This window comes from Streptomyces sp. NPDC002994 (genome assembly GCF_040611155.1).
Lineage (GTDB): Bacteria > Actinomycetota > Actinomycetes > Streptomycetales > Streptomycetaceae > Streptomyces.
Window position 1 is genome coordinate 63,716 of the sequence record NZ_JBEXNQ010000026.1, and the last position, 17,783, is coordinate 81,498.

Sequence of the window (17,783 nt, forward strand, 5' to 3'; positions counted from 1 at the left end):
GCTCGCCGGGTGTGACCCGGGTTGTCAGTGGTGCCCCGTAGGCTGGACGGGCTATGACGAAGCCCTCCCTCCCCGAGCTCCTCCATGCCGCCGTCACCGCCGTCGGCGGCACGGAGCGGCCCGGCCAGGTCGCCATGACCGAGGCCGTGGCCGGAGCCATCGACGACAATGCCCACCTGCTCGTCCAGGCCGGCACCGGCACCGGAAAGTCACTCGGCTACCTGGTGCCGGCCCTGGCGCACGGCGAGCGCGTCGTCGTGGCGACGGCGACCCTGGCCCTGCAGCGCCAGCTCGTGGAGCGTGATCTTCCGCGTACGGTCGAGGCGCTGCATCCGCTGCTGCGCCGGCGCCCCGAGTTCGCCATGCTCAAGGGGCGGTCGAACTATCTCTGCCTGCACCGGCTCCACGAGGGCGTACCGCAGGAAGAGGAGGACGGGCTCTTCGACCAGTTCGAAGCCGCCGCTCCGACCAGCAAGCTCGGCAAGGATCTGTTGCGCATGCGCGACTGGGCGGACGAGACCGAGACGGGCGACCGCGACGATCTCACCCCCGGTGTCTCCGACCGTGCCTGGGGTCAGGTCTCCGTCTCCTCGCGGGAGTGTCTGGGCGCGTCGAAATGCGCGTACGGAGCGGAATGCTTCGCCGAGGCGGCCCGCGAGCGGGCCAAGCTCGCCGACGTCGTCGTGACCAACCACGCTCTCCTCGCCATCGACGCCATCGAGGGCGCCCCCGTGCTCCCTCAGCACGAGGTCCTGATCGTCGACGAAGCCCACGAGCTGGTCTCACGGGTGACCGGCGTCGCGACCGGCGAACTCAGCCCCGGGCAGGTCAACCGGGCCGTCCGCCGGGCAGCCAAGCTGGTCAACGAGAAGGCCGCCGACGCTCTCCAGACCGCGGCGGAGTCCTTCGAGCGGCTGATGGAGCTCGCGCTTCCCGGGCGGCTCGAAGAGATCCCGGAGGATCTTGGATACGCCATCATGGCGCTGCGTGACGCCGCCCGTAACGTCATCTCGGCCATCGGCTCTACCCGCGACAAGTCCGTCCAGGATGAGGACGCGGTACGCAAGCAGGCACTAGCGGCGGTCGAAAGCATCCACGGTGTCGCGGAGCGGATCGCCAACGGTTCCGAGTACGACGTCGTCTGGTGCGAGCGGCACGACCGTTACGGGGCCTCTCTGCGTGTCGCCCCGCTCTCCGTATCGGGGCTGCTGCGAGAAAAGCTCTTCAGTGACCGGTCCGTCGTCCTGACCTCTGCCACGCTCAAGCTGGGCGGGGACTTCAACGGCGTCGGCGCCTCTCTCGGCCTGTCGCCCGAGGGCACGAAGGGGGACGACGTCCCCGTCTGGAAGGGCCTGGACGTCGGCTCGCCGTTCGACTACCCGAAGCAGGGAATTCTGTACGTCGCCCGGCAGCTCGCCACGCCGGGCCGCCAGGGTTCGCGTGGCGACATGATGGACGAACTCGCCGAACTGGTCGAGGCCGCCGGAGGCCGCACGCTGGGGCTTTTCTCCTCCATGCGGGCGGCGAAAGAGGCGGCCGAGGAACTGCGCGGCAGGCTCGACATGCCGATCCTGCTCCAGGGTGAGGAAACGCTCGGTGAGCTGATCAAGTCTTTCGCGGCGGACCCGAAGACGTGTCTCTTCGGCACGCTGTCGCTCTGGCAGGGCGTCGATGTGCCCGGGCCCAGCTGCCAGCTCGTCGTCATGGACCGGATTCCGTTCCCCCGGCCCGACGACCCGCTGATGAGCGCCCGGCAGAAGGCGGTCGAGGAGGCCGGAGGCAACGGCTTCATGGCCGTCGCAGCCACCCATGCGGCGCTCTTGATGGCCCAGGGTGCGGGACGGCTCGTACGGGCCATGGGGGACCGCGGGGTCGTCGCCGTACTCGACCCGAGGCTGGCCAATGCCCGCTACGGCAGCTACCTGCGGGCGTCGCTGCCGGACTTCTGGTACACCACGGACCGCAATCAGGTACGCCGCTCCCTGGCCGCGATCAACGCCAAGGCGGAGGCCGACGGGCAGTAGGGCGGCTCAGCCGCAGAAAGCAGCGAGCCCCTGGAACCGGCGCAGTGGGTTCCAGGGGCTCGGTCTTTGGCCGACGGGCCGACCGGTCGGCGGGACTCACACCCGCCGCAGCACCGCCACGACCTTGCCCAGGATCGTCGCCTCGTCGCCGGGGATCGGCTGGTACGCGGCGTTGTGCGGGAGCAGCCATACGTGGCCGTCCTCGCGCTTGAACCGCTTCACCGTTGCCTCACCGTCGAGCATCGCGGCCACGATGTCGCCGTTCTCCGCGACCGGCTGGCGGCGTACCGTCACCCAGTCGCCGTCACAGATCGCCGCCTCGATCATCGAGTCACCGACGACCTTGAGGACGAAGAGCTCGCCGTCGCCCACGAGCTGCCGGGGGAGCGGAAAGACGTCCTCGACCGACTCCTCGGCGAGGATGGGTCCGCCGGCCGCGATCCGGCCGACGAGCGGGACGTACGACGCGGCAGGCTTGCCGGCCGTGTCGGTGGGCTGGCTGCTCGGCTGGTCCGAGCCCCGCACCTCGTACGCCCTGGGGCGGTGCGGGTCACGGCGCAGGAAGCCCTTGCGCTCGAGGGCCATCAGCTGATGGGCCACGGAAGAGGTGCTGGAGAGGCCCACCGCCTGACCGATCTCGCGCATGGACGGCGGGTATCCTCGCCGTTGCACCGAGTCCCTGATGACCTCGATGACCCGTCGTTGCCGATCAGTGAGGCCGGAACTGTCCGCCCGGATTCCTGGAGGTCGGCCGGGCAGCGAACGCGAGGGCTTGGGGCCCTCAGGATTTGTGGCTGCTTCATTCATGGCATGCACCGGCTCGAGTCGGCTCTGGGATCGGTCCTGGGCAGTGATAGTTGCACTGTCAGCGGTGGTGGTCACGTCGGCCCCTCTCGAGATTGTCTCTCTCCCTGGTTGGACAACGGTAGTAGCTTTCGAAAGGTTGCGCCAAACACACGTTCGAGTGAAAAAGCGCAGAATGCCTTTCTCGAACGCGCAGTGGGGTGTATGAGGGGCCGTTTTGAGCCGAATGGCAATTCGGGCCATTACGGTAACCTTCGCGGCTGAGACGAGGCGTGGCGGGGGTGTCGTCAGCGTGTCGCCGCGCGACGAGCGCCGCGACACGCGCGGAGGGCCAAAAGCACTCAGACCCAAGATCTAGTGGTCACATGGCCGCAGTCGCCTACATGTGGTCCCCCAAGTGCGATCAGGAGCCCCACGATCCCCTATGCTTGGGGCTGCTTCGGAGGGCCCCAGGTGGGGCCGGCCGAGGCTATTCAGTCGTGCTGTGAGGGAGGGTTGGGATCCATGCACTGCCCCTTCTGCAGGCACCCCGACAGTCGCGTCGTCGACAGTCGCACCACCGACGACGGAACGTCGATCCGCAGGCGCCGTCAGTGCCCCGACTGCTCCCGCCGTTTCACCACGGTGGAGACCGCCTCACTGATGGTGATCAAGCGCAGCGGAGTCACCGAGCCCTTCAGTCGCACCAAGGTCATCTCCGGCGTGCGCAAGGCATGCCAGGGGCGACCGGTCACCGAGGACGCCCTCGCCAAGCTCGGCCAGCGGGTCGAAGAGGCGCTGCGCTCCACCGGAAGCGCCGAGCTGACCACCCACGACGTGGGGCTGGCCATACTCGGCCCATTGCGGGAACTCGATCTTGTCGCGTACCTGCGCTTCGCATCCGTGTACCGGGCGTTTGATTCGCTCGAAGACTTCGAGGCCGCCATCGCGGAGCTCCGCGAAGAGCGGCCGCCCGCAAGTGAATGCGGCTGCGGGCCCGGCGTGACCCCTGAGGTCCCCGCGCCCGCCGCTGCCGCCGACTGACCGGCCGGCGAAAAAAACCAGACCTGCTCCGGCCGCTGTTTGCGGCGTCCGGAACATCAGACACACAGCGTGCCCCGGGAAGAACTGGGCACGTCAGAGCGTTTTTGTACGTATATGGGAGGCGGCATGACAGAGACGGCGAGCGGCCCGGCACGAGGTTCCCGCACCAAGGGATCCAAGACCGGCAAGGGCCTGCGCATCGAGCGCATCCACACCACGCCCGGCGTGCATCCGTACGACGAGGTGGTCTGGGAGCGTCGTGACGTCGTCATGACCAACTGGCGCGACGGCTCGGTCAATTTCGAGCAGCGTGGCGTCGAGTTCCCCGACTTCTGGTCGGTGAACGCGGTCAACATCGTCACCAGCAAGTACTTCCGGGGGGCCGTCGGTACGCCTCAGCGCGAGACCGGTCTGCGGCAGCTGATCGACCGGATCGTGAAGACGTACCGGAAGGCCGGTGAGGACTACAACTACTTCGCCTCTCCCGCGGACGCCGAGATCTTCGAGCACGAGCTGGCGTACGCCCTCCTGCACCAGGTCTTCAGCTTCAACTCGCCGGTCTGGTTCAACGTCGGCACGCCCCAGCCGCAGCAGGTCTCCGCCTGCTTCATCCTGGCCGTCGACGACTCCATGGAGTCGATCCTCGACTGGTACAAGGAAGAGGGCATGATCTTCAAGGGCGGCTCCGGCGCCGGCCTGAACCTCTCCCGTATCCGCTCCTCCAAGGAGCTCCTCTCCTCCGGCGGCAACGCCTCCGGCCCGGTCTCCTTCATGCGCGGCGCCGACGCCTCCGCAGGAACGATCAAGTCGGGCGGCGCCACGCGCCGTGCGGCCAAGATGGTCGTACTCGACGTCGATCACCCCGACATCGAGGACTTCATCCAGACCAAGGTCAAGGAAGAGGAGAAGATCCGCGCGCTGCGTGACGCGGGCTTCGACATGGACCTGGGCGGCGACGACATCGCGTCCGTCCAGTACCAGAACGCCAACAACTCGGTCCGTGTGAACGACGAGTTCATGAAGGCGGTCGAGACCGGCGGCAAGTTCGGCCTCCGCGCCCGTATGACGGGTGAGGTCATCGAGGAGGTCGACGCCAAGTCGCTCTTCCGCAAGATGGCCGAGGCCGCCTGGGCCTGCGCCGATCCCGGCATCCAGTACGACGACACCATCAACAACTGGCACACCTGCCCCGAGTCCGGCCGGATCACCGCGTCGAACCCGTGCAGCGAGTACATGCACCTGGACAACACCTCGTGCAACCTGGCCTCGCTGAACCTGATGAAGTTCCTCAAGGACGACGGCAAGGGCAACCAGTCGTTCGAGTCCGAGCGCTTCGCCAAGGTCGTCGAGCTGGTCATCACCGCGATGGACATCTCCATCTGCTTCGCGGACTTCCCGACGCAGAAGATCGGTGAGAACACCCGCGCCTTCCGTCAGCTGGGCATCGGTTACGCCAACCTCGGCGCCCTCCTCATGGCGACCGGTCACGCGTACGACAGCGAGGGCGGCCGCTCGCTGGCCGGCGCCATCACCTCGCTGATGACGGGTACGTCGTACAAGCGCTCGGCCGAGCTGGCCGCGGTCGTCGGCCCGTACGACGGCTACGCCCGCAACGCCGAGCCGCACAAGCGCGTCATGAAGCAGCACTCCGACGCCAACGCCACCGCCCCGCGCGTGGACGACCTGGATTCGCCGATCTGGGCGGCTGCCACGGAGTCCTGGCAGGACGTTCTCCGCCTCGGCGAGAAGAACGGCTTCCGCAACGCGCAGGCCTCGGTCATCGCGCCCACCGGCACCATCGGTCTCGCGATGTCCTGCGACACCACCGGCCTTGAGCCCGACCTCGCGCTGGTCAAGTTCAAGAAGCTCGTCGGCGGCGGCTCGATGCAGATCGTCAACGGCACGGTGCCGCAGGCGCTGCGTCGCATGGGCTACCAGGAGGAGCAGATCGAGGCGATCGTCGCCCACATCGCCGAGAACGGCAATGTGATCGACGCCCCCGGTCTGAAGCAGGAGCACTACGAGGTCTTCGACTGCGCGATGGGCGAGCGTTCCATCTCCGCGATGGGCCACGTCCGCATGATGGCGGCCATCCAGCCGTGGATCTCCGGCGCGCTGTCCAAGACGGTGAACCTGCCGGAGACGGCCACCGTCGAGGACGTCGAAGAGGTCTACTTCGAGGCGTGGAAGATGGGCGTCAAGGCGCTCGCGATCTACCGCGACAACTGCAAGGTCGGCCAGCCCCTCTCCGCGAAGAAGAAGGACGTCAAGGCCGAGGTCACGGCGAAGACCGAGGAAACGATCCGCGCCGCGGTCGAGAAGGTCGTCGAGTACCGCCCGGTGCGCAAGCGCCTTCCCAAGGGCCGCCCGGGGATCACCACCTCCTTCACGGTGGGTGGGGCCGAGGGTTACATGACCGCCAATTCCTACCCGGACGACGGTCTCGGCGAGGTCTTCCTGAAGATGTCCAAGCAGGGCTCGACCCTCGCGGGCATGATGGACGCCTTCTCGATCGCCGTCTCGGTCGGTCTGCAGTACGGCGTTCCGCTGGAGACGTATGTTTCGAAGTTCACGAACATGCGCTTCGAGCCGGCCGGCATGACGGACGACCCGGACGTGCGGATGGCGCAGTCGATCGTCGACTACATCTTCCGCCGCCTGGCGCTGGACTTCCTGCCGTTCGAGACTCGTTCGGCGCTGGGTATCCACTCCGCCGACGAACGTCAGCGTCACCTGGAGACGGGCTCGTACGAGCCGTCGATGGACGACGACGACGTCGACGTCGAGGGCCTGGCCCAGTCCGCCCCGCGCCAGACGGAGACGCTGAAGCCGGTCCCCGCCCCCAAGGTGGAGGCCGTGCCGGAGCAGAAGCAGGTGCACACCTCGGCGGAGCTCGTCGAGATGCAGCTGGGCATCAGCGCGGACGCACCGCTGTGCTTCTCCTGCGGTACGAAGATGCAGCGTGCGGGCAGCTGCTACATCTGCGAGGGCTGCGGCTCGACCAGCGGTTGCAGCTGATACCAGGCGGAATCAGCCCGCACAGGTAGCTGACCAGCAGCTCACGAGGGGGACCGGCCGTAGGCCGGTCCCCTTCTGGCTTTCCGGCTGAACCAGGATCGCGGCGGCGGCCGGCAGGCCGGGGATGACGTACAGGCCGATGGCCCGCCTGTACGCGGAGCCGGGACGGTGCCCGGATTTTTATGGCTTCTGCCAGCACGAGGGTCTGTCGGGGTACGTAGAGACTGCCAGTCAGAGGCTTCGGCGTGTCCGTACGACGAGATCGGTGAGGCGTTCGAGGGGTTCAAGGCCCTGCCGCTGGCGCAGTACGGGGAGGTGCCCAGCTTCCTGGCCATGGTCGGGGACGTGCGTGGCAGGGAGTTCAAGAGACGCGGCGCCGCGGAGGTGTTCGGAGTGGACATCTCCGGTGAAATGGTCGCCGCAGCACGGGCGTTTGAGGAGCGCGATCCGCTGGTGTGCGCTACGAGCTGGGCGATGTGTCCGAACTGCGGCCCCTCGAGGAGCGCTTCGACGTCGCCCTGGGGGTTCAGCTGCTCAACTACGCGCAGGACGTGGCCGCCATGGAGCGGATGTGCCGCAACGTGCACCGGAGCCTGAAACCCGGCGCCGAGTTCTTCGTGCTCGCCCAGTCACCCGACCTCCGCTTCGACGGGCCGTCCTTGGCCAAGTACGGCTTTCTCTGCGAGCCGACCGGGGAGGAGATCGAGACCGCACCGCGAGTGAGGATCACGGCGCTGCTCGACCCGCCGATCTCGTTCATCGGCGCCTGCCCGCGCCGCGATGTCTACGAGAAGTGTCTGCGGGCGGCCGGATTCAGCGAGGTGGCCTGGGTCCCGCTGGAGGTGTCCGACGCCGGCGTGCGCGAGTTCGGTGCGGACTTCTCGGCGGACTGCCTCGCCAACCCGCCACTGGAGATGCTGCGCTGCCGCGCCTGACGGCCAACCGGACATGAAAGGCGGCGGGCCTGACGGGCTCGCCGCCCCTCGGCGTTTCGAGCAGACACGGCCGTCAGGTCAAGCTGCTTCCCATCGCTCCGGCGAAGGAATTCGGGTCGGTGTCGAATCCCCGGAGGAGGGCGCGAAACTCCCAGCCTGCCGAGCCGTCTCGCGTGAACTCGGCGATGGTGGCGGCAGTCGAGGCCGATACGCCGGCGAAATTGTTCTCCGCGAGCACGGTGTAGCCCTCACGGATACGGAAGCCCGTATTCACTATTTCGCCGAACGTCGTCCTTCCATCGCGCTGCTGGATGGCTACGCCCACCACCACCCGGGCGTAGGCGGGTGCCAGCCGGTTGAGCTCCAGGGTCATGACCTCGTCGAAGCCGAAGCCCTGGCCGTCGCGGCTGTCCCTGTTGAGGGTGATGGTGCCGTCCGGCGAGCGGCTGTCGAAGTGCACGACGTACGCCGGGCTGCCGTACGGGTCCTCTACGGCGTACGTCGCGGCGATGATGTCGAGGTCATGGGCCGGTTTGCCCAGGGGGCTCGGGTCCCACCTGAGCGTCACTTCGACCTTGCCCACCCCTTTGTTGAGACTGCCCACCGGTCTTCCCCTCCCTTGGAAACCCGGCCGGCTCTCACCGGCGCGAGCTGTGCGAACGTGCACCTGGAACCAGGCTAGCCCCGACCACCGACAACTCGGGTGGCACTCAGTCGTGTTCCCCCCTGTTCCCCCTGTTCGCTGTTCCCCCTGTTCCCCGTGCTCGCCGGTGAAAGGCGATTGATGTCCGGCGCGGTCACGCTGATCATTGTGAGGGGCAGGGGCCACAGGGGCCGCTGAATTCCTGACGGGGCGGGAGCGCGGCATCATGACGTGGAGCGGCGAAGCGGTCGATCTGGACGCGTACTTGGCACGCATTGGGTACGAGGGGGATGTGTCGCCGACCGCCGGCACGCTGCGGGCGCTGCACCGGGCGCACGTGGCGGCGATTCCGTTCGAGAATCTGGACGTCGCGCTCGGCCGGCCGGTGCGGCTGGATCCCAAGAGCGTCCAGGCGAAGCTGGCCGGGCCGCCGCGCGGGGGCTATTGCTACGAACAGAACTCGCTGTTCGCCGCGGTGCTGGAACGCCTGGGCTTTCGGGTGGCGGGGCGCGGGGCCAGGAACCGCACGCGAGGCGCGGCGCTGCCTCCGGTGACGCACGCCATGCTGGTCGTGGAAGTAGACGGCGAACAGTGGCTGGCGGACACGGGATTCGGGCATCAGGGCCCCCTGGAACCGGTGCCGCTGCGTGACGGCGCTGTCGTCGAGCAGGGCGGCTGGACGTTCGGGATACGCGTCGAGGACGAGGGAGTGCACGTACTGCGGTCACTCCGGCCGGAAGGCTGGGTGGACCTCTACGCTTTCGCGCCGCAAACACTCTTTCCGTCCGACTTCACTGTCATGAACCACTACAGCTCGTCTCATCCGCTGTCGAAGTTCGTCGGACAGGTCGTCGCGCAGCGCACCGGACCGGGGGAGCGGCACGCGCTCGTACGGGACGAGCTGACGACTGTGCGCACAGACGGCTCGACCAGCCGGCGGCGAGTCCCGGCGGAGGATCTCGGGCGCGTGCTGGCGGAGCTGTTCGGCATTGAGCCGGGCGTTGACGATGTGGCGCAACTGGGCGCCCTGACAGGGGAATCGCTCTGAGCCGCATCGTTCGGGGTGAAGTGCGCCCGAGCGTAACCGGGTGCACGTTCCTGGCCGTACGATGGCGCGGTGCTGGTCAAGTGGATTCGCTGCACAGTGATCGACCGTCGGGGTTTCGAGCGGGGGCAGCGGAAGTGGGCGGGGCTGCTGGGGGAACCGGGCTTCCGGGGGCAGGGCGGCGGCTGGAGCCGCGAGCGGCCGGGGGTGGCGCACATCTTCTCCTTCTGGGAGAGCCGCGCCTTCTACGACTCGTTCATGGCGCGCTCGCACGACCGGCTCGCGGCCGCCCAGTCGGGAACGTACAAGAACATCCAAATCGGGCTCTTCGACTACCGGTTCGACGTCAAGACGGGCTTCGAACCGCGGTTCACCGACGCCGATGTGGTGCGTGTCGCGCACTGCAAGGTGCATGAGGGCCGGGTCGAGCATTTCTCGCTGATGCAGGAGAAGGTCTGGAATCCGGCGATGGCCGGGTCGCCGGGGATGCTGCGCGGGGTGTTCGGTGAGGCGCCGGGCAATGAGTTCCTGGTGCTGTCGATGTGGCATTCCGCCGCCGAGCACGGCAAGTACCGCGCCGAGCGGGTGGAGCGTCTGTCGCTGCGCGCGCAGACCGACGCGGATGTGGCGGAACTGGCGGGCGCGGTCGTTCAGCTGGACCCGTCCTGGACGGTGTGATCACGCCGTACGCGGTGATCAGCTCGTACGCGCGCTCGTTTCACCGGCCGGATACGCTGGAGGGAGGCTGGGCGGCTGCCCGGCTGAGCCGCATCCGATCTCACGTTCTAGGGTTTCGGCATGGCACGACCGCGGCGCATCGTCCTCGTTCGGCACGGCGAGTCGGAGGGCAACGTCGACGACTCGGTGTACGAACGTGAGCCCGACCACGCGCTCAGGCTCACCGAAACCGGTCTGCGGCAGGCCCGCGAGACCGGCACGCGGCTGCGCGAGCTCTTCGGCGACGAGCGGGTCAGCGCCTACGTCTCGCCGTACCGTCGCACGCACGAGACCTTCGAGGCGTTCCGGCTCGATCCGCAGCGGGTGCGGGTGCGGGAGGAGCCGCGGCTGCGCGAGCAGGACTGGGGAAACTGGCAGGACAGGGACGACGTACGGCTGCAGAAGGCGTACCGGGACGCGTACGGGCACTTCTTCTACCGCTTCGCCCAGGGCGAGTCCGGGGCCGATGTGTACGACCGGGTCGGGGCCTTCCTGGAGAGCCTGTACCGGAGTTTCGAGGCGCCCGACCACCCGCCGAACGTACTGCTCGTCACTCACGGTCTGACCATGCGGCTGTTCTGCATGCGCTGGTTTCACTGGACGGTGGCGGATTTCGAGTCGCTCTGCAATCCGGGCAACGGCGAAACGCGGTCGCTGCTGCTGGGTAAAGACGGGCGCTACACCCTTGACCAGCCGTTCGAACGCCGACGGACTCCCGGGCCGTACGGCTGTCCGGATAGAGTGGCGGAGCGATGACCGCTGACTCCTCCACCGTCCGGCGCTTCGAACGCGCCCTGGCCAGCCTGCGTGGGCTGTCCCTGGGAGACGCCCTGGGCTCCCAGTTCTTTGTACCCGTGAACTATCCGCTGCTCAAAAGGCGCGAGCTGCCGCCCGCTCCCTGGCAGTGGACCGACGACACCGAGATGGCCTGCTCGGTCCTGGCAGTGCTCGCCGAGCACGGCCGTATCGACCAGGACGCGCTCGCCCGTTCCTTCTCCGTGCACCACGACTTCGACCGCGGCTACGGCCCCGCCGTCAACCGGATGCTCCGGCTGATCAGGGAGGGCGGCGACTGGCGCGAGCTCGCCGCCGCGCTCTTCAACGGCCAGGGTTCGTGGGGCAACGGCGCGGCGATGCGCATCGCGCCGCTCGGCGCCTGGTACGCGGACGACCCCGAGCAGGCCACCCACCAGGCCGAGATCTCGGCGTACGTCACGCATCAGCACCGTGAGGCCGTGGTCGGCGCCATGGCCGTCGCGGCCGCCGCCGCGCTCGCCGCCGATCCGGCGGGGCCGCCGACGCCGACCGCGCTGCTGGACGGCGTGATCGCGCTGGTGCCGCGCAGCGCCGTGGGTGCCGGGCTCCGCCGCGCCCGCGACATGCTGGACTACGGCGACGCCGGGACAGTGGCCGCGGTGCTGGGCTGTGGACGGCGTACGAGTGCGCACGACACTGTGCCGTTCGCCCTCTGGTCGGCCGCGCGGGCACTCGGCGATTTCGAGCAGGGCTTCTGGGTGACCGCGCAGGTGGGCGGCGACGTCGACACGACCTGCGCCATCTTCGGTGGAGTCGTCGCGGCCGGGGAGGCCGGTGCGCCGCCGGCGGCCTGGCTGGAGCGGACGGAAGAGCTGCCTGGATGGACTCCCACTCAGGTGACGCTCAGGTGATCTGACGCCGACTGCTGCCCGGTGCCGGCGCTGATCGGGTGCCGGCCGCTGTCCGGTGCCGGCCGCACTGGCTGCGTCGGCCGAACGCCGGACTCGGTGGTTCCGCGACTGTCACGGTCCTGCCACAGCCCGGTTCCGGCGGCGCCGGGCGTGTCCGCCAGGGCTAGTCTGACGGGCCACGCCGCCCTGTTGATCATGTCGGGCGCGCGCCGACGAGACACCGGGCTCCGGCCACGGCACCCTGCCGTCCACCTGCCCGGTCGGGAGGGGGTCCCGTGTCCGATACGCCGTCCACACCAGCCACGCCGTCCGCGTCATCCACATCGCCCACAGCAGCGGGCACCGGAAACAGCAGCCAGCGGGAGTCCCCGGCGTCGCTGTCGTACCGGGAGCAGCACAGCAGGGCGACGCAGCCACAGCGCCACCAGCCCTGGCCGCCGCCACCGGCCGTACCACGCCCACCGGCCGGCCCGCCGAAGTGGCTGACCGACGTACGGCCCGAACCGCCGGCCAAGATCCGTCCCGCCACGTTCGTGGCGGCCCTGGCCACCGCCCTCCTGAGCGCCCTGCTGCTCGGCGAGGGGCTGGGCCTGAACCTGCTGGTGGTAGCGGTCCCGGCCGCGCTCGCCGCGTACTTCGCCGCTCAGGCGGCAGGCCGCCGCCTGCGCCCCTGGACGCTCGTCTGGGCAGTCGGCGGCCTGGCGCTGCTGGCCGTTCCGGCGCTGCGCGACGCGGGCTGGCCGACGTTCCTCGCCGGCATCTCCGCGCTGGCGCTCGGCTCGCTCGCCCTGCACGGCAACCGCACGTGGGCAGGCGTCTTCGTCGGCTCCCTGGGCATCTTCGGTTCCATCGGCTCCGGTACGGCCTGGGCCTGGCGCGGTCTGCGGGAGCGGGCGGAGGTGTCCCGGGGCCGATGGGCGCCCGTGGTGCGTACGACCCTTGTCGCCCTCGTACTGCTGATCGTCTTCGGCGCGCTCTTCGCCTCCGCGGACGCCGCCTTCGCCGATCTGCTCGGCGGCCTCACGCCCGAGGTCTCCGTCGCCGACGGCCCCTGGCGGACATTCCTCTTCGCGCTCGGCCTGCTGGGCGCCCTCGCCGCCGCTCGTACCGCCGCCGCGCCGATGCGCTGGGACCGCCTGGAGATACGTCCGGGGCGGGCCCGCGGCCGCGCGGAATGGGCACTTCCGCTGGTCGTGCTCAATCTCCTCTTCGCCGCCTTCATCGCGGTCCAGCTCGCCGTCCTGTTCGGCGGTTACGACAAGGTGCTCAGCGAGACCGGACTGACGTACGCCCAGTACGCGCGGCAGGGCTTCTGGCAGCTGCTCTGGGCCACCCTGCTGGTCCTCCTGGTGATCGCCCTCGCCCTGCGCTGGGCCCCGCGCGGCGCAGAGCGCGACCGCGCCCTGGTCCGCTCGGTGCTCGGCACCCTGTGCGTCCTCGCGCTCGTCGTCGTCGCGTCCGCGCTGCGCCGCATGGACCTGTACGTCGACGCGTACGGCCTGACGCGGCTGCGCGTCTCGGTGGCGGCGGTCGAGCTCTGGCTGGGCCTGGTGATCGTACTGATCATGGCGGCCGGGGTCCTGGGAGCCCGCTGGCTGCCGCGCGCGGTCGCGGTGAGCGCGGCGGCGGCGGTGCTGGCCTTCGGCCTGATCTCGCCGGACGGGCTGGTCGCTGAGCAGAACGTGGCGCGCTACCGCACCACCGAGAAGCTCGACGTGCACTACTTCCAGGACCTGTCCGCGGACGCCGTACCGGCATTGGACACGCTGCCGGAACCGCAGCGTTCGTGCGCGCTGGTGGGTATCGCGGAACGGCTGGATGACCGGAACGAGCCCTGGTACGCGACGAGTCTCGGCATGGCGAGGGCGCGCGAGATCCTGGAAGAGCGCCCCCTGGACATCGACGAGACCGAGTGCCGGAAGCTCGGCACGTACGGCGACGGTCGTGGGCTCTACGACGAGTACTGACCGGCCGTTCGAGGCCACGGCCAGGGGCGGAGCCGGACTACGGCTCCGCCCCTGGCTGGTTTCGGCTCGCACCGGCGGTGTCTGCCTCAGGCCTCCTCAGGCCGCCCCGGGGCCCGCTGCGCCCGCCGCACCGCTCAGTGCCTCCAGGTCGCTCTTGCGTACCCGGATGACGAACAGCGCGATGACGACGGCGAGTGCGACCAGGCCGACACCCGCCCAGAACGCCGTCGAAATGCCTTCGGCGAGGACGTGGTGGCCCCAGGGGGCCGGGAGTTCGTGCGACTTGGCGAAAGCTTCCTGCTGCGCCGGCGTCGCCTCCTTGAGGAACGACGGCAGCTGCCGCGCGGCCTCGTCGCGGCTGGCGGTGCCGAAAACGGTCATGAGAATGGACAGTCCCAGGGAACCTCCCACCATCTGTGTGGCGTTGAGCAGACTGGAGGCCGCCCCCGACTCGTGCTGCGCCACACCGGACACCGCCGTGAGTGTCGCCGTGACGAAGACCAGACCCATGCCGAAGCCGAAGAGCAGCATCGGGCCGAGCACGCCGCCCAGATAGGAACTGGCCGGATCGATCGCGGTCAGCCAGGCCATGCCCGATCCGCTGAGGACCGCGCCCGCCACCAGGAACGGCTTCGGACCGAGCACCGGGAGCAGCTTCGAGGAGAGGCCTGCCGCGACCACGATCATCACGGTCACCGGCAGGAACGCCAGACCGGCGGAGATGGGGCTGTAACCCAGCACGTTCTGCACGAAGAGGACGATGAAGAAGAACATGCCGAACATCGCCGCGGAGAGGCTCATCATGATCGCGTACGTACCGGACCGGTTGCGGTCGGCGAACATCCGCAGCGGCGTGATCGGATCCGGTGCCCGACGTTCGTTGAGTACGAACGCGATCAACAGGACGACCGCCACGCCGAACGAGCCGAGAGTCAGGCTGTCCCGCCATCCGTCGTCGGCGGCGCGGATGAATCCGTACACCAAAGACGCCATGCCGACGGTCGAGGTGAGCGCGCCGGTCAGGTCGAAGCGGCCCGGATGCCGCTCCGACTCATTGATGAACACCGGGGACAGGACGGCTATCAGGATGCCGATGGGGAGGTTGACGTAGAACACCCAGCGCCAGTCGAGCCACTCGGTGAGCATGCCGCCCGCCAGCAGACCGATCGCCGCGCCACTGGCGGAGACGGCGGCGAAGATGCCGAAGGCCCGGTTGCGCTCGGGACCCTCAGGGAACGTCGTGGTGATCAGCGCGAGCGCGGTGGGCGAGGCTATGGCGCCGCCCACGCCCTGGAGGGCCCGCGCGGCGAGAATCTGCCAGGGCTCCTGCGTGATGCCGCAGAGCAGCGAGGCGAAGGTGAAGAGCAGGACGCCGAAGACGAAAACCCGCCTGCGGCCGAGAATGTCGCCCGCCCGTCCGCCGAGCAGCAACAGGCCGCCGAAGGTGAGGGTGTAGGCGTTGACCACCCATGACAGGTCGGTCGTGCTGAAGGAGAGAGCGGTCTGGATGTGCGGGAGCGCGATATTCACAATCGTGGTGTCGAGGACCACCATGAGCTGAAGAGCCGCGATGACGGTGAGGGCGATTCCCGGACGCCCCTGCCGACGGGCTGTGCCCGGCTTGTTCGGTGCAGCTAACTGAGAGGTAGTCACTATGGTTCCCCCACAGGTGAGTTAGTGAACGGGTGCGTTCACTGTCATGTCAACGGTAGGGATTCCCCCTCAGTGAACGCAAGCGTTCACTAGAGCCCTTGTCCCCAACGGAGAGAAAAAGATGGCTACTTCGCGCTTGACCGCCGCTGCCGGTCAGTTTCGGCCGGTCTCACTGCGCCGCCGCGGGCTCGTGCTGGAGCGGGCGATTCTCGAATCCGCGCTGGAGCAGTTGAGTACGGTCGGCTGGAACGCGCTCACCATGGAGGGCGTCGCGGCCGGCGCGCAGACCGGGAAAGCCGCCGTATACCGACGCTGGCCGTCCAAGGAGGACCTCGTCGCGGACGCCCTGCGGGCCGGGCTGCCGGATCTCGACGAGGCGCCGGACCGGGGCGGCATCCGCGAGGATCTTTATGAGCTCTGCCGACAGGTGCGCGCGGCGATGTATTCCAAGCCCGGCTTCGCGCTTCGCTCGGTGCTTTACGAATGCGACAGTGGGGCGGCCGAACGGTTCCACGGAGTGATTGTGCAGCAGGTGATCGAGCCCTCGACCCGGCTCTTCCGTGAGGTCGTACGCCGGGGAATGGAGCGGGGGGATGTCCGTCCCGACGCCACCAGCGAGCTGGTCTTCGACGTGATCCCGGGCCTGATGATGTACCGCTCCAAGGTGTGCGGAAGTGAATGGACGGACGAGGAGCTCGCCGAAATGATCGACCGGATCATGGTGCCGCTGCTGCGTCCGGTGGCCGGCTGAACGCAGGGGGTGGGCCCGGGGTGTCGCCGGCGGCCCGCGGCGGCGTAACCTGGCAGGCGCCATGCCGTACGAACCACCCACCCACACCGTCGAGCGCTCGCTGCGCGCCACCACCGGTGCCAAGATCATCGCTGGTGTCGACGAAGTCGGGCGCGGAGCTTGGGCCGGACCTGTCACCGTGTGCGCGGCCGTCACCGGTCTGCGCCGTCCGCCCGACGGGCTCACCGACTCCAAACTGATCAGTCCGAAGCGCCGGACCGAGCTGGCCGCTGTCCTGGAGGGGTGGGTCACCTCGTACGCCCTCGGACACTCCTCGCACGAGGAGATCGACGAGCTCGGGATGACCGCCGCGCTGCGGCTCGCCGCCGTACGCGCCCTGGAGGCGCTGCCGGTGCGGCCGGATGCGGTGATCCTCGACGGGAAGCACGACTATCTCGGGCTGCCGTGGAAGGTCCGTACCGTGATCAAGGGCGACCAGTCCTGCATCGCGGTCGCGGCCGCGTCGGTGATCGCCAAGGTGCGGCGGGACGCGATGATGGCCGAACTGGAGAAGGAGTCCGAGGAGTTGGCCGCGTACGCTTTCTCGGCCAACGCGGGCTATCCCTCGCCCGTTCACAAGGCGGCGCTGGCGGAGCGGGGGCCCTCCCCGTACCACCGGCTTTCGTGGATCTATCTCGACGCGCTGCCCCAGTGGTCGCACCTCAAGAAGACCCGGATCTCGGCGGAGGCCGCAGCTCTGGAAAACGGGGGCCAACTCGGCTTCGATTTCTGATCGCACGCATGTACCCACCCACTGCTGCGTTCAGCGGTGGGATTTGATAGAAATCCACTCATGCCTCTCTCCCCCGAGGAGCCTCAGATTCACGAGAGCGCCCAGGGTCCCCGCGTCACTCCGGCCACCGGCCGTCCCGCGTCGACCCCCCGTCCCGTACCCGGTCCGCGCACCGCGGCCACGCCGCGTCCCGGACGTCCCGTACCCGGCCCCGCCCCGGTCAGGCCGGCGCCCGCGGCGCAGCGGTCGCACACGCCCGGTGGCCGGTCCCCGTCCCCGCGGCAGGAGAATCGTTCCGCGCCGCCGCAGACCCAGCTGATCCCCGCTCCGACGGGCGGCGCGCTCGACGCCGCCGACGAGGCGGTCGACGTACTGCTCGACTCGGGTCGCGCGCCGGGCGACATCCTGGTGCTCACCACCGGTGAGCAGCACCCCTGGGCCGCTCACGAGCTGTCCTTCGGTGAAGCCGCCTACTGGGCCCAGCACGATGCCCGTGACGACGTCTTCTACGCGGCCGCCGCCGTCGCGGAGCGGGCTGCCGCCCGGCCCGTGGTCGTCGTCGCGGTCAACGGCGAAGCCGGCGAGGGTGCCGAGGGGGACGACGCGCTCAACCGTGCGCTGGCGTTCGCCACGGCACGTGCGGGCGCACTGCTGATCGTGTGCGGAGAACCGCAGCGGGTCAACGCCGTGCTCGGCGCGGGCGTCTGAGCCGTACGCCTTCGTATGCCCCGCTCGGTACGTGAGGGACGCGCAGGCCGGCGGAC

Annotated in this window: 14 protein-coding genes and 1 pseudogene; 12 read left to right on the top strand and 3 right to left on the bottom strand. The window is 69.0% G+C overall.

The features are described 5' to 3' along the window. Positions 1–53: 53 nt before the first annotated feature. Positions 54–2,024, top strand: coding sequence for an ATP-dependent DNA helicase (locus ABZX79_RS29205; protein ID WP_355264069.1), 1,971 nt, complete (start codon positions 54–56; stop codon positions 2,022–2,024). A 96-nt stretch (positions 2,025–2,120) separates the two neighbouring features. On the opposite strand, the gene lexA is transcribed toward ABZX79_RS29205, so the two are convergent. Further along, positions 2,121–2,906 (bottom strand): transcriptional repressor LexA, encoded by a 786-nt coding sequence (gene lexA / locus ABZX79_RS29210; protein WP_214972876.1) that lies wholly within the window; start codon positions 2,904–2,906, stop codon positions 2,121–2,123. A 426-nt stretch (positions 2,907–3,332) separates the two neighbouring features. Between lexA and nrdR the strand changes: the two genes are divergently transcribed. The 3 genes and pseudogenes from nrdR to ABZX79_RS29225 all read left to right on the top strand — a co-directional run bounded on the left by nrdR (position 3,333) and on the right by ABZX79_RS29225 (position 7,804). Continuing rightward, entirely contained in the window at positions 3,333–3,851 is a 519-nt protein-coding gene (gene nrdR, locus ABZX79_RS29215) for a transcriptional regulator NrdR (protein WP_355264072.1), read from the top strand. Between the two features lie 126 nt (positions 3,852–3,977). After that, positions 3,978–6,869, top strand: coding sequence for a vitamin B12-dependent ribonucleotide reductase (locus tag ABZX79_RS29220; RefSeq protein WP_355264075.1), 2,892 nt, complete (start codon positions 3,978–3,980; stop codon positions 6,867–6,869). A gap of 261 nt (positions 6,870–7,130) precedes the next feature. Further along, positions 7,131–7,804: pseudogene (locus tag ABZX79_RS29225) on the top strand (class I SAM-dependent methyltransferase). Between the two features lie 73 nt (positions 7,805–7,877). On the opposite strand, the gene ABZX79_RS29230 reads toward ABZX79_RS29225, so the two are convergent. Continuing rightward, positions 7,878–8,408: a TerD family protein gene (locus tag ABZX79_RS29230; protein ID WP_355264078.1), complete on the bottom strand. Its 531-nt coding sequence runs from the start codon at positions 8,406–8,408 to the stop codon at positions 7,878–7,880. Between the two features lie 265 nt (positions 8,409–8,673). On the opposite strand from ABZX79_RS29230, the gene ABZX79_RS29235 reads away from it, so the two are divergent. From ABZX79_RS29235 to ABZX79_RS29255, 5 genes are all read left to right on the top strand, one after another. Beyond that, positions 8,674–9,495 (top strand): arylamine N-acetyltransferase, encoded by an 822-nt coding sequence (locus tag ABZX79_RS29235; protein ID WP_355264081.1) that lies wholly within the window; start codon positions 8,674–8,676, stop codon positions 9,493–9,495. 69 nt (positions 9,496–9,564) lie between these two features. Next, positions 9,565–10,170, top strand: coding sequence for a YdbC family protein (locus tag ABZX79_RS29240; RefSeq protein ID WP_355264084.1), 606 nt, complete (start codon positions 9,565–9,567; stop codon positions 10,168–10,170). A gap of 120 nt (positions 10,171–10,290) precedes the next feature. Continuing rightward, on the top strand, positions 10,291–10,965 hold the full coding sequence (locus ABZX79_RS29245) for a histidine phosphatase family protein (protein ID WP_355264087.1): 675 nt from the start codon (positions 10,291–10,293) through the stop codon (positions 10,963–10,965). Then, the gene (locus ABZX79_RS29250) at positions 10,962–11,876 is read left to right on the top strand and encodes an ADP-ribosylglycohydrolase family protein (protein WP_355264090.1); all 915 of its coding nucleotides are present in this window, start codon (positions 10,962–10,964) and stop codon (positions 11,874–11,876) included. The genes ABZX79_RS29245 and ABZX79_RS29250 overlap by 4 nt, the downstream gene beginning before the upstream one ends. Positions 11,877–12,151: 275 nt before the next feature. Next, positions 12,152–13,843, top strand: a complete 1,692-nt coding sequence (locus ABZX79_RS29255; RefSeq protein ID WP_355264093.1) for a DUF4173 domain-containing protein — start codon at positions 12,152–12,154, stop codon at positions 13,841–13,843. Positions 13,844–13,939: 96 nt separating this feature from the next. Here the strand turns inward: ABZX79_RS29255 and ABZX79_RS29260 are convergent, their stop codons facing one another. Beyond that, positions 13,940–15,496, bottom strand: coding sequence for an MFS transporter (locus ABZX79_RS29260; RefSeq protein ID WP_355264096.1), 1,557 nt, complete (start codon positions 15,494–15,496; stop codon positions 13,940–13,942). Between the two features lie 121 nt (positions 15,497–15,617). Here ABZX79_RS29260 and ABZX79_RS29265 point away from each other — a divergent pair, with 121 nt between their 5' ends. The 3 genes from ABZX79_RS29265 (at position 15,618) to ABZX79_RS29275 (ending at position 17,727) form a co-directional block, all read left to right on the top strand. After that, on the top strand, positions 15,618–16,247 hold the full coding sequence (locus tag ABZX79_RS29265; protein WP_355264099.1) for a TetR/AcrR family transcriptional regulator: 630 nt from the start codon (positions 15,618–15,620) through the stop codon (positions 16,245–16,247). Between the two features lie 61 nt (positions 16,248–16,308). Beyond that, complete coding sequence (locus ABZX79_RS29270) at positions 16,309–17,019, top strand: ribonuclease HII (protein ID WP_355264102.1); 711 nt, start codon at positions 16,309–16,311, stop codon at positions 17,017–17,019. 60 nt (positions 17,020–17,079) lie between these two features. Then, the gene (locus ABZX79_RS29275; RefSeq protein WP_355264104.1) at positions 17,080–17,727 is read left to right on the top strand and encodes a hypothetical protein; all 648 of its coding nucleotides are present in this window, start codon (positions 17,080–17,082) and stop codon (positions 17,725–17,727) included. Positions 17,728–17,783: the final 56 nt, after the last annotated feature.